The sequence below is a fragment of the Paenibacillus sp. FSL W8-0919 genome (assembly GCF_038003785.1).
GTDB classification, from domain to species: domain Bacteria; phylum Bacillota; class Bacilli; order Paenibacillales; family Paenibacillaceae; genus Paenibacillus_AQ; species Paenibacillus_AQ lactis.
Window position 1 is genome coordinate 6,433,736 of sequence record NZ_JBBOPV010000001.1, and the last position, 12,544, is coordinate 6,446,279.

At 48.8% G+C, this 12,544-nt stretch carries 9 protein-coding genes and 2 pseudogenes; 2 read left to right on the top strand and 9 right to left on the bottom strand.

What is annotated here, in order from left to right; translation table 11 throughout:
• Positions 1-963: 963 nt before the first annotated feature.
• The 4 genes and pseudogenes from NST44_RS29190 to NST44_RS29205 all read right to left on the bottom strand — a co-directional run.
• A pseudogene (locus NST44_RS29190) lies at positions 964-1,056 on the bottom strand (GTP cyclohydrolase); the annotation flags it as partial.
• 196 nt (positions 1,057-1,252) lie between these two features.
• Complete coding sequence (locus NST44_RS29195) at positions 1,253-1,603, bottom strand: hypothetical protein (protein ID WP_050954049.1); 351 nt, start codon at positions 1,601-1,603, stop codon at positions 1,253-1,255.
• Between the two features lie 4 nt (positions 1,604-1,607).
• A pseudogene (locus NST44_RS29200) lies at positions 1,608-1,787 on the bottom strand (group II intron reverse transcriptase/maturase); the annotation flags it as partial.
• Between the two features lie 633 nt (positions 1,788-2,420).
• Positions 2,421-2,870 carry a group II intron maturase-specific domain-containing protein gene (locus tag NST44_RS29205; RefSeq protein ID WP_007130930.1) on the bottom strand — a complete coding sequence of 150 codons (450 nt, stop codon included), beginning with the start codon at positions 2,868-2,870 and terminating at the stop codon, positions 2,421-2,423.
• A gap of 118 nt (positions 2,871-2,988) precedes the next feature.
• Here NST44_RS29205 and NST44_RS29210 point away from each other — a divergent pair, with 118 nt between their 5' ends.
• Positions 2,989-3,279, top strand: coding sequence for a transposase (locus NST44_RS29210; RefSeq protein WP_007130931.1), 291 nt, complete (start codon positions 2,989-2,991; stop codon positions 3,277-3,279).
• 23 nt (positions 3,280-3,302) lie between these two features.
• Positions 3,303-4,163, top strand: a complete 861-nt coding sequence (locus NST44_RS29215; protein ID WP_138919336.1) for an IS3 family transposase — start codon at positions 3,303-3,305, stop codon at positions 4,161-4,163.
• On the opposite strand, the gene ltrA is transcribed toward NST44_RS29215, so the two are convergent.
• The 5 genes from ltrA to NST44_RS29240 all read right to left on the bottom strand — a co-directional run bounded on the left by ltrA (position 4,102) and on the right by NST44_RS29240 (position 12,340).
• On the bottom strand, positions 4,102-5,025 hold the full coding sequence (ltrA, locus tag NST44_RS29220; protein ID WP_340901306.1) for a group II intron reverse transcriptase/maturase: 924 nt from the start codon (positions 5,023-5,025) through the stop codon (positions 4,102-4,104). The genes NST44_RS29215 and ltrA overlap by 62 nt on opposite strands.
• Before the next feature lie 567 nt (positions 5,026-5,592).
• Positions 5,593-8,895, bottom strand: a complete 3,303-nt coding sequence (locus NST44_RS29225) for an S-layer homology domain-containing protein (protein ID WP_007130934.1) — start codon at positions 8,893-8,895, stop codon at positions 5,593-5,595.
• A 209-nt stretch (positions 8,896-9,104) separates the two neighbouring features.
• Positions 9,105-10,226 (bottom strand): S-layer homology domain-containing protein, encoded by a 1,122-nt coding sequence (locus NST44_RS29230; RefSeq protein ID WP_007130935.1) that lies wholly within the window; start codon positions 10,224-10,226, stop codon positions 9,105-9,107.
• 18 nt (positions 10,227-10,244) lie between these two features.
• Complete coding sequence (locus NST44_RS29235; protein ID WP_083832634.1) at positions 10,245-11,273, bottom strand: cadherin-like beta sandwich domain-containing protein; 1,029 nt, start codon at positions 11,271-11,273, stop codon at positions 10,245-10,247.
• A 119-nt stretch (positions 11,274-11,392) separates the two neighbouring features.
• Positions 11,393-12,340, bottom strand: coding sequence for an outer membrane protein assembly factor BamB family protein (locus NST44_RS29240; protein ID WP_007130937.1), 948 nt, complete (start codon positions 12,338-12,340; stop codon positions 11,393-11,395).
• Positions 12,341-12,544 lie beyond the last annotated feature (204 nt).

The window sequence follows — 12,544 nt, forward strand, 5'->3', positions numbered from 1 at the left end:
TACTTCAAACATAGATCGAAAAAAAAACAGAATGGTCATGGCGCACCTGCAATTTGGCTTTCCTAGACATGCGGGGAACGTACTGGAATGGATGGTATTTGATTTTCAAGGTACAGAAAAACAGCAGGGGACATGCCCCTCTATCATCCGTTTCATTTTGAAGTCAAAATCGGACCTTTCTATGAAAAATAATGATAGAAAGCTCTCTGTACAGTGGAAATCTTTGGCATAATAAGCTATAATAATGGCGAGGTATGGAAGAAATGGTCCCAACAAGAGAGGTTCTGAGCTTTGTCAGAAAGCTCAAAAAAATGATGAATCAATTTGAGGGAAAATAATGTGAGTATTTCGAGATCATCATCCACATGCGCCGAGAGTTTAATCTCGGTTACAGAAAAGATGGGATGTATCTGTTGCCGAAAAAAATTAAAAATGGCCACTTAATGCTGTCGCGATTACATCTCGGTCAATAACCAGCTTTACATGTAAGGAAACTGAACAAAGTGAAGAAAATCCCGTTGAGGGTGGAAGCTAGTGAACTGGTGGATCCCGAAGAATAATTCAAGAGAGTTCAGAAGAAGCAGGAAGCTTTTCAAGAAAGGCTCTACTGCTTTTTGATCTTATGTAAATATCTGTGGAATTAATTCTCTCCGATTATACTTTGATTTTATGGAAATTCATTGATTTTTTTGCTTAGTTTGCAAATTCGATATGTTGTTTTCCAGTCCGGTATTACTTCACTTTAAAGCTATATCCTGACCTGAGTTATTTAACTATAATTGTGACTTTGTAAGTTACGAACATGATTGGTATGGGAGGAGACTCGAATTTGGCGGGTCGCTTTCTTTTATTTGTTAAGAGCTTAATGCGCTGCAGGTTGTTCAGATTACTCATTATATATATAGGTGCTGGTCATTGTCTACCGCTCGACCCTGCATGCAATGAATGAATAAGCTGCACTTGTTCTGCCCTCCTACTGCCAAAAACATCTCCAGTATGGTAGATGGAATGAAATCGAATTAAGGCGTGCTCTGCATTTTCGAAATCGCGTAAAACTGACATGTATAAACTCCATTTCGTTGGTTTTCTGGAAAAGCCTTGTCTTATCTTGTGCTTATATTGCGACAGTTATGTTGAGAGTTATCCTTAAGGGGCAAACTATATAGCCTGTGAATTAGTATCCAGGTATGGTTTCATCTGAACTAAGTACCTTTCTCAAAGACCGGAAAAGCTTCTTCTTTGGAAACATGAATCATTTCTTGAGGGAATGTTTTTTAAAGTACTTTTCTACTCTGAGATGGATATCTTTTTGATACCATTCCGAAAGTCCATAGGCTTTGAACAACTGGTGCATGCCGAGTCGTTCAGAGTGTTTCCCCATCGAACCATCCCCGATATTAAGTGTATCTATCCATATCCGATCTACGATACCTTCCAGTAACTTTGGGAAATCCGGAGTGAACGGCAGTACAGGTGAAATTGACGCTTGTGTAGTTATCCCTACCTCATGTACTTCTCTTAATGCTTGAATTCGCAGCTTAATTCCCGGTGCAACCGGAGCAAAAAGCCGCTTTATATCTTCCCGATCGGTTTCAATTGTCATTGACAAAATGTGCTTCAAAGATAGGAGTAAGCACTTGGAGAAGAGCCTGTTGGATAAAGCGATCTACCACAGTCGAAATGCCAAATAATCTGACAACGCCGTCGGGTTTCGGGATTTCGACCCTTCGGACTGGTGCCGTTTGATAGGCCCCTTCTAATAATTGTTGTCGTATAAGCGGCCAGTACTCATGGGGCTCGGAGTTTGCCGGACGACGCTTAGCCATCACTTCAAGGTCCTCTGGGCTTCACCCGTACTTCCCTGAAGGAGTTCCATAGGAATTCTGCTTCAACGCGTCGTTCTCGAAAACGTCTGATCCATCCCTGAGTTGACGTTTGGCCCTTCCCTTTTTCAGGCGTCCCTTACTCACGCACTATGACCTCTGCTGACTCCTGCACGCTCAGCAAAACCTTACGGCCTTGGTTACCATCCTCAGATGGCGTGCCATGCAGGCCTCCCCGGATAAGGATGCGTACTTTCATCCATGCACCTGTCCAATATACTCATACAGCCCTTGGCGGCTTAGGACTTCGCCTTGTTTCGCAGACTCGTCCGACTGTACTAGCCTCACATTGGATTCGTGTATCTCAGGTCGAGTGTTTGCCTCCAGCTTCCTTCAGATTCCACCTCACGATGGACACCCTTACTTTTGGCTAACGGTAGGTGCTCGCCAGCCCCCGCTTGGGACTTTCCCCTAAAGCACGGCACCCATGCCGGGCTAGAGTGAAAGGCTGGGCGGGGCCCAGCCCCTCCTCATCAAACCGTACGTGAGGTTTTCCCTCATACGGCTTTCCGATGTTCGTCATCATGAGCATGCAGATTACAAGAGCGTTTTAAGTCCATATTGAATAGACAAAGACTTCACTTCGCGCAGCGAACTCAACCATCGTCTGCGTTTGTGTTTCTTAGCATACCACTTCGCAAACCGCTGCCGGATATACCAATCCAACTTCGCCATCTTCCTCTGGCTGTAAGCTGTGTAGTAGTAATTGCGCCAGCCTTGAATCTTTGGATTCAGGTACTCCACGTGCTCTTCGAAACTCAGGCGTCGCATACCTGGCGGAGCTAATCGCTCTTTTACCCCTTCCCGTATTCGCTCTTCCGCCTTCCGGCACAACCACTGCTGGGTTGTGTAGTACACTTGGCCTTTGGATGTTTCGGCCTTCGTCTTTCGATGATGCATGCCCAGAAAATCGAAGCCTTCTTCCCCAGTCCAAAGTCCAACGATGCGCGTTTTCGTGGGGTGCAGGGTTAATTCCAGGCGTTCCATAATCGCTCGTATGAGTTCATAGGCCCGCTGTGCGTCCTTTGGAGTGCTACGATAAAAATGCAGTCGAAAAATACCCTCGTATGAAATAAAATGAAAGCTGACGAGAGGACGGGAGACAATGAATCGATACGACAAAGCATTCAAAGAAGAAGCAGTAAGATTGAGCGATGAGATTGGATCAAAGAAAGCCGCCGAGCAGTTAGGCGTAGCCTACTATACATTGCAGGAATGGAGAAAGCGAAGAACCCTGCACGGCGACGGAGCGCATATCGGGAGCGGACGCGCTTATGCATCTGCCGATAAGACTGCGCGTGAAATCGAATTAGAAAGAGAAATAGGCGAGTTGCGCCGCGCGAATGAAATTCTCAAGGACGCACTCGGTTTTTTCGTAAAAGACCGGAAGCGGTAAAGGCGTGCCAGCTCTATACGTACATCCGTGAACGACGGGATCGATGGACCGTCAAGGAGATGTGCGAGGTACTTGCTGTCAGCGAATCGGGCTACTACCGTAGCTTGAAGCCCTCACCCAAACAGGAGCGGCAGCAACTTCTTCTGGTCAAAATCAAAGACATCATTGGAGAGCATGAAGATAACCGAAATTACGGTGTCCAACGTATTCTGCTAGCGCTGTCACAAAGAGAGATCACGACCAGCTACAGCACCGTCTACCGAATCATGAAGAAGCATGGCCTGCTGAAGAAAGCCAAGCGTCATCCAAACGGCATTACACGCGAGGATGCCACAGCTCAAAAGAGCGAGAACCTGATCCAGAGAGACTTCAGATCCTCAGCACCCAACCAAAAGTGGCTATCGGATATCACCGAAGTCCCTTGTTCAGACGGCAAGCTATATCTGTCCGCGGTACTGGATTGTTTCAACGGAGAGATCGTGGGCCTCGCCATGGACGTCAACATGTGCAAGCACCTCTGCATCCAGGCCTTTGAGAACGCCTGTAAAGCAAGAAATGCTCGCGGAATGATTTTTCATAGCGATCGAGGCAGCCAATTCACGAGCAAGGCATTCCGAGAGCGTCTAGCTAAGCGAGATGCCATTCAGAGCATGAGCGGCACAGGGCGTTGCTATGACAACGCAAGGATGGAAAGCTTTTTTGCTACGCTAAAGAAAGAAAAGCTGTACAAGATCAACACGGAGCGCTATCCGATGGCCTATGTTAAATCGATCATCTTCAAATACATCATGGTCTACTACAACAGACAGCGGATCTACACCTCTAATCCAGGGGGATGGCCCCCAGCAATTTATCGCGAAAGAATGCTGTCGCAAGCAGCTTAGTAACGGGATTTCTGTATGAGGGTGTTTTCAAACTGCACTTTTTTTGACAACTCCACTTCTTCGTCTTGCAGATGATCACCAGATCATCTGCATAACGCGTCAGTTCCCCAAGCTTACCGCCATGTCGTTCCCACAGAAGATCAAAGTAATTCAGGTAGATGTTCGCCAGCAGTGGTGAGATCACTCCCCCTTGCGGTGTACCCAAGTCTGAGCGTCGGATGTTTCCTTCTTCCATCACTCCCGCACCTAACCACTTCCTCACCAACTTCAAGATTCGCCTGTCACTGATCCGCATTTCGATCAGCTTCATCAGTTTCTCCTGATTGATGTTGTCGAAGTAGCCTTGGATGTCGACGTCGACCACCCAATTTCCTTTGCGGTTGCATGCTTTCCGGATTCGCTCCAACGCCTGTTTCGCGCTCCGCTTAGGCCGAAAACCGAAAGACGTGTCCTGAAAATCCGCCTCGAAAATGGGTTCCATGACGAGTTTGGTCGCCATCTGGATGACGCGGTCTCTCACCATCGGGATCCCCAGCGGTCGCAGTTTGCCATCTTTCTTCGGGATGTAGTGGCGTCTAACGGGTTGTGGATGGTACTTCCCTTCTTTCAGTAGCCGTTGACATTCAAGCACAAAACGCATTTCTCCCTGTTTCTCGATGTCTGCCAACGTCTCTCCATCCACTCCTGCCGAGCCCTCGTTGGCTCGTACCCTTCGCCACGCTTCCCATAAGATGTCTACCCGATAGACCTTGTCGTACAGCGCGTGAAATCTTCGCTTCTTGTTCTCCTTGGCCGCATGACCGAGTTTCCCTTGGAGTTGTTGAACGTTTTCCTCTGGTGTTGTTAGCCGTTTGGCATTCACTGACTCGTACCTCCTCAAGAAACTTGAACAAAGCAGGGCTCCTTCCCTCACGCAGGTTGTGTTGTCCTGCGTTCCACGGTACTATGAGCCCCTCGGACTCCCTTCCTGCAGACCGTTCACTTCACCTCTGGGGCTTATAGAAGGCCTCTTTACGGTTTCTGCAACCGTGCAGGGGAGGGCCTCCCCAGTTCACTGCATCCTCTTTCATACCATGCCGTTCCCTCTACGCCGGAGGATTCTTCACTGCCGCTCCAAGTTCTAGGCAGCTTCCATGGCCTTCGTCCATGTACGCGGGACTCGGCTTCCTCTTTTCCCTCTTGCGAGGCCTTTTTGACGACGCGGCAGGATTCACTTTCATGTTACGGCCTGGTATGTTGCTCGCCCTGCCTCTGACAGGTACTTTCGTCGATACGCTTCTACGTACAGATTTCGCCATACGTAGGTATCCTAGCTACGCGGGGGCTTGGCCCTTCCCGCGACCGGACTTTCACCGGCTAGAAGATGCGTGCTTAGCTGGGCACGCCGCAAAAAAAAGGTGCAGAAGCAAAAGCGCTTCTGCACCAAACCTTATTGTGACAACAGCTCCAACAATCTCAGGATACTGGTGACCGCTTCCGCGCGGGTCAGCGTCTCATTCGGCGCGAAGAGATTGCGATCGCGACCGTGAATGATGCCCATGATACGAACCTCTTCCACGTAACTTTTCGCCCATGCCGGAATACGGGCATCGTCTGCAAATCGGGTGTGCGTATGGTCGGTCAACTCCGCTCCTGTTGCTCTTGCGATCATCACCGCCATTTCCACACGAGTGACCGGGCGACCAGGTCGAAATGTTCCATCTTCATATCCTGAAACAATGCCTGCCCTTGCCGCCAAATCAATCGCTTGCTTTGCCCATTCGCCAATTTGCTCCCCGTCCGCAAAAGCAGGCGCATCGCCTCCCGCTTCTCCTTCCAGCCGCAAGGCACGAACGAGCATCAACGTAAATTCAGCGCGGGTGACGGCATGATCCGGTCTAAACGTACCGTCAGGGTATCCGGCAATGATGCCTTTTGCATAGGCTTCCTGAATGAACGGCTCCGCCCAATGACCCGCAATATCCGCAAATAACGGCTCCGGGGAAGGCGGGTCCGGCATCTCCTCTTGCATACGTTCCACGGTGATGGAATACGTTCTGCGCGTTCCGTCTTCTGCAGTGACCACGATGTCAATGATATCCGTATCCGTGTGCAAGGGGATGCGAATGCTTCCCTGATCACTCCGGACTTGCCGACCATTCACGCTGATTCCAGCCTGATGATGTGCAGCACGGATCGTGAGCTGGATGCTGTCAGCATCATGCGGGATCAAAGCCTTGTACGTCGTAATGTCCCCCGAAAATTCCGGTATCAACGCGCCTTCTGACAAGATGAGCTCCCTCAGTGTTGCATTGCCGGAGCGGATATAGACAGGCGGACTCGGCGGTTCTGAAGAAACCGGCTCCCGCTCTAAACGAAAGCGCCGGGATATTCGGTAACTCTCTTGACCAACCTGATCTTTGGCGTAAATGTGCAAATACCAGTCGCCGCCGTTTTTGTCTGCATGACTCAACGTGCTTTGGTTAATGAAAGGTTGCCAATATGCATGTTCATCCAACGGGTCTGAACTCGTTGACCAAACATAACGGAGGGAAGCGGCATCGATCCCGCTGCCGTCGTCCTTCACGTTGACTTGACTGGATATGGTCCGCGAAAGGGTTTCATCGCCGTCGGGTTTCAATTCGATCTCCGGATTCGTGTGATCGATACGGATGAGTACATGCTCGCTCATTTCATTGCCTAATACATCTTCCACTCTGAACCAAAGCGAGTACTGCCCCTCTGTTGTGAAGTCGAGCGGATCATGATAAATCTCCCAAGCCGCTCCTTCATCCAACGAATATGCAATGGGCCGCAGCGCGATCCCGTGGTCATGAGAAGCATAAACCGCTGCGGTCACACTTTGGTTCGTCCACGTTCCGCTGGGATATGCTTTACTGTCATTATCGGTAAAATACAAATCCACATCCAGCTTCAGGCCGCTTCTGCTGATCTTCACGGTCCGCTCAACGATCGTACTCTTATTGCCGATGTCATCCATCGCTTGCGCCTGGATCTTCGTTTGCCCTTCTTCCGTCACCTCTAAGCGGATAGGTGTACCGTTAAATGCACGATCCTCCCACTCCTTGTCGCCGACTTTCACACGAATCGTGTGAACATCTGTCTGCCTTGGGTTAGCGGCGCTGTGGTCGATCGCCACTTCCACTTTGGCAGCATTGGTCCAGCCGTCGGGATGAAGGGTGATCGTCGGCGGTTCCGGATTTCCGCTGTCCACGACGATGTCGAGAGTCTCGGACTTGTCGAATAAGGAGACGGTGATCGTCGCTTTGCCGCCTTTGACGGTGCTGACCTCCCCGTTAGGATCAACACGCACAATTTCGGGGTCATCCGGATCAACGCTATACCTGGCGGTTGTTGTCGCATTGTAGCGATCCCCGTTTTGATGTTCCGTATTCACGGTAATGTGGGTCTTGTCGTCAAGGTTCAACTGATCGTTTGCAATGGACGCAGCCCAGGAGATGAGCGGGTTTTGCCATTGGAGAAATGGCCGATGTCCGTCGTACTGGTACCAGCCCTCTGTGAGATCCCAATCCTTAAATGTTTCCGGATCGCGGAGATCCGCCTCTTCCACAGGTATTCCGATTCCATTGTCAGGGAGTTCACCATCCGTATAGCTATCGGTCAACCAGTAGCTGCCGGCGACCTCAATGATATTTCCTCTTTCTTCATATTCATTATTCGCCCCGACCAGCCCGCCAGTCTCAGAATGACCTGTTACCTTGCCTGTCGCGTAACAATGCTCAACTTCTATCACTGAACTTATTGGCGAATCGTAACCATTTGTAACATTAAATCCGATCAAACCACCCACGTATTGCTTACCGTTGACATTCCCTGTCGCATAAGAGTTCTTAATTCTGACCACACCAGATGGAAGGGCTTCAGCTTTACCAACAAATCCACCTACAAGCTGGTCTCCATTAACCTCCCCAGTCGCATATGAATTCGTGATTTCATTGACACTTCCTATATTTCCCGATGAAATTATGCCAACTAAACCACCTACAAGATTATTTATGCCCGCAACGTCACCAGTTGCAAATGAATCGCGAATCGTAATCTTTTTACCAGTCGAACCCCTAAATAGACCTGCCAGACCCCCGACTTCACGCTCTCCGACAACTTCGATATGGGCGGATGACCCGATCACGTCATTTCTAACAATACCGGCTAACCCGCCAACCTTCATTTCTCCTCGAATAAGGGTTCCCGTTACCGTACTGTTTTCAATCATCCCGTAGCTATACCCTACTAACCCGCCGATGTAATCATACCCCTTGATCTCCACGACCTCGAGATGGACATTCCGGATGACAGCCGTTTCTGACGTTACTCCAAACAAAGATTGGTAGTTCTCATCTTCACGGTTGATCTTTAAACCTGTAATTTGATAGCCGTTGCCATCAAATGTTCCGGTAAAAGGAGAAGAGTATTCCGTTGCGATTGGCAACCATCCTTCTCCGGAACTGTAAGTTGAAAGATTAATATCGGCTCCCAATTTGAAATGGGCATCCAGATAATCTCTCACTTTGTTCAGCTGTTCAGCGGTTTCGATAATATACGGGGCTTCTTCCGTGCCTGAGCCGCCGGCAAAATCACTGCTTAACGGCGCGAATGCACCGTCATCGGCGGCCTGAACCGATATGCCGACATTCCCAAACAGTTGTGTCCAGGTCCATCCGAAAAAAAGAACTAACGCCGCCAACAGAACGGATGATTTAAACGGTCTCATTTTCCTTTCACTTCCTTTCTAATGTGCGGAGACCGCAAGTTCCACATCATTGTCCGTCATAAAGTCCACTCCTCGCCTTCTCCAAGGCTTCCAGATCAATTCTTTCCATCGCAAGCATGGCCTTGTTCACGCACTGCTGTTGTTCCCCGGATTCGTCGGAACTGATCGCTTCCCAATCGGAGGGAAATACTTGTCAGCACGATGCTCTATCATCTATCCAACAATCTTAGCAGCATCACCGTCGCTTCTGCACGGGTAGCCGTTTCGTTCGGCACAAACCGGTTTCCGCCGCGGCCATCGACAATGCCAAGTTTGCGGATGGCTTCGACCGCACCTTTCGCCCACTGCGGAATCGTTTCATCATCGGCAAAGCCGGTTGACGCATTCGCGTTAAGCTGTAGTTGTAACGCCCGAGCGATCATCACCGCCATTTCTACGCGGGTGATCTGTGCGTTTGGCCGGAAGCTGCCATCGTTGTATCCATCCACGATGCCCGCTTGTACGGCCTGCGCAACGGCTTGCTTCGCCCATCCGCCGATCCGGTCATGATCCGTGAAAGTTAGCGCGGAGCCGTCACCTTCCAGTTTCAATGCACCTGCCAGCATCACAGTAAACTCGGCGCGTGTGACTGGATGATTCGGTTTAAATGTGCCATCTGGATAACCGCTGACGATGCCTTTCTCTACAGCACGCATGATGTAGTCCTCCGCCCAGTGTCCGGCAATATCAGAAAATGGCATCGACGATTCATGAGTAGCCGTCTCTCGAATCACGGTCAGCGTATATCGCTTCTCGGTACCGTCTTCCGCACGAACGACAAACGTGAACTCATTGTTGCCACTTGTCAGCTTCTTGCTGATCGGCACCGAGCGTGACAAAAGTACACCATCAACGTACACTTCGGCCGCATCGTGCGCTGCTTGAGCAATAAATACCATTTCCTCTGCATCTGTAAATACGGTGTAATCATGCACATCAGGAGCAAACGAAGGTTGTAAAGTTAACATCCGACCGTTTGCCCATATTTCCAGTGATGAAAGCTTGGCATCGCTGGAAACACGATCCGTACGGGAAGACGGTGATGACGAGGAGCTTCGCTTACGCTCGTCCAGCACGATCACACTTACCTTCGCCTTGATATTCAGCGGATTGTTCACCCACTCAGGCAATTGCAAGGTGCCTATAAATTCATAACGACCAGCCACCTTGCCATTGTATTCAGGGTGAACTTCATTCCAGCTCACTTGCACCTCAATCGTGCGAAGATCGTCCAACGTAACATACACCGAATCGGGTACGGAAACATCCTGCAACTTCGTGTTATAAGGCACATATATCGTATCTGGCCTTTAAATTTCCGTAATCGTTAGCAGTTGGCGCTCAATGTATAAAGAATAAGTGCGCTCCTCCTTTTCATTTTCTGATATAACTTGGATATAAATCGAATTGTCACCGATCTCGAGCACCGCTTCTTGCCCACCAATCACCTCATACGATGCCGATGAGTCGTAAGTTGAAGCTGTTACTGTCACGCGATCCATTGAATAAGGTACCGTCAAATAATAAGTAAACAGATCTGGATTGAAATTTTCTAAAATTTTACCATTGATTCGAATCTCAGACAACTTGGCATTCGACCCCGGTAAAACACGAACCTGTAGCTTTGCCTTCAATTTATCCGGGTTCAGATAATATTCGGGCAATTGCAAGCTTCCAGATATCCAATATGTCCCAGATTGATCCGGATTGTAATCAGAATTCACTATTTCCCAATTGACTCCCACATCCGGCTCTAACGTCTCGTTGTGCAGTTGTATAGAAACCTCGGTTGGCAAATATTGCGCTAATTGATCGCTCGTGATATGCTTGCTTATTTCAAGCGTATTGAGATCATTCACCGCTTTTACCACAGCATACGGCGTTGCGCTAACCGGAGCTGACAACTGGCTTCTACTATTCCCTTCAGTAACGGCTTGCACAGCAAACCAATATTTTGTTCCTGCCTTTAACTCATCAACCAGCCATGATGTGTCCATAAGCGGCTCGTCATTTAATGGTTTCCAGTTCGATAAATCCTGCGTATCCGGCGGCTCTGATCCTGTAGCCATATAGATTGCGTAAGAGGAGGCATCAGAAACCACCTCCCATTCAAGCTGCACAGACCTTTCTCCAGCCTTTGCCGTTACGTTAGTCGGAGCATTTATATCAACCTGCCCGATCGCATATAAATGTCCATCGTAAGAACCCACATAAATCGTACCATCGGCACCGATGGCCGCTGATGAAGTAATCGAACCGCCTGTCTGAAATGACCACCGCATATTGCCCGCTGAATCTATCGCGTACAAATTGCTGTCGTGAGTTCCGACATAAAGCATGCCATTGGCATCGACAATCGGCGTAGCATAAGTAACGTATCCAAATTCCGCCGACCATCTGGGGCTAACGTCATCCGCCGCTTGTTGCGGCGCAAATGCATAGAGTTTCGAATGAGTCTTTATATAGATCGTACCGTCAGAACCGATACCGGAGTGCTGGAGATCGGATCTTTTGCATCAAACCTCCATTGTAATTGACCCGACGAATCCAGTACATATAAATTACCATCCTCTGAACCCAAGTAGATCGTCCCATCATCCCCGATTGCCGGTGTCGCTCTGATCGCACTACCCGTTTTAGTTTCAAAGATCCATTTCGGCTTGACATCATCCGCATCTTGCTCCGGTTCAAATGCATAGAGAATACCTTCGAAATCACCCACATAGATCTTACCATCAGCTGCAATTACCGGGGACGACTTAATCATCGGCCAAAATGCTGATATTTTGTATGACCACTTTTCCCTTCCCGTGTCTCCATCGTCGGAAATTGCATGAAAAGTACCGTCCTCGGTAGCGACATAAATCGTCCCGTCCGCTCCGATGGCTGGTGAAGGGGACACGAAAACCAGTGACCCTATTTTCAAATCCCATTTCAAAGTACCGTCTGGATGAATCGCATATAAATAACTGTCATCCCCCCCGACGTAGATCGTCCCATCAGCTCCGATGGATGGCGACAAATAAATGCCGGGGTTGCCAAAATCACTACCATTGATCGCAAATTTCCATTTCTGCTCGCCACTCGCCGTCAACGCATACAAATGCCCGTCGTCTGAGCCGACATAAATTGTACCGTCTGCAGCTATCGCCGGTGATGAACGTACACGTCCTTCAGTTTTAAATGACCATTTCATATCAAACGCTTCGCTGCCGGAAAACCTCGACTGTCTCGTCCAGTTAAACGCCGTCGGTTGAATCGCTTCCAGGTCATAATTCCCTTGCTCATATCCAGAGCCTTGTATAAACGACTCAGCAGCAGATGCTTCAACGCTGCCATCTACAAGTATAATGGCCATATAACAAAAAATAGCGAATAACAGATTGAATTTTTTATTCATCTTCATATATTTCCCACCTTTGTATCAATGTATCAATGAAGAAAACGCTAAAAACCTGGCAACCATTATAAAAAGATTTACTCATTTCAAACTGAAAACATTGAAGCTAGAGTGAAAGGCTGGGCGGAGCCAGCCCCTCCTCATCAAACCGTACGTGAGGTTTTCCCTCATACAGCTTTCCGGTGATCGTCATCATGCAGCATACAGATT

Bases quoted from the DNA above. Each gene is read 5' to 3' on its own strand.
- NST44_RS29195 (WP_050954049.1), bottom strand. From the start codon at position 1,603: ATGACAATTGAAACCGATCGGGAAGATATAAAGCGGCTTTTTGCTCCG.
- NST44_RS29205 (WP_007130930.1), bottom strand. From the start codon at position 2,870: ATGGAACGCCTGGAATTAACCCTGCACCCCACGAAAACGCGCATCGTT.
- NST44_RS29210 (WP_007130931.1), top strand. From the start codon at position 2,989: ATGAATCGATACGACAAAGCATTCAAAGAAGAAGCAGTAAGATTGAGC.
- NST44_RS29225 (WP_007130934.1), bottom strand. From the start codon at position 8,895: ATGAGACCGTTTAAATCATCCGTTCTGTTGGCGGCGTTAGTTCTTTTT.
- NST44_RS29235 (WP_083832634.1), bottom strand. From the start codon at position 11,273: ATGCTTTATGTCGGAACTCACGACAGCAATTTGTACGCGATAGATTCA.
- NST44_RS29240 (WP_007130937.1), bottom strand. From the start codon at position 12,340: ATGAAGATGAATAAAAAATTCAATCTGTTATTCGCTATTTTTTGTTAT.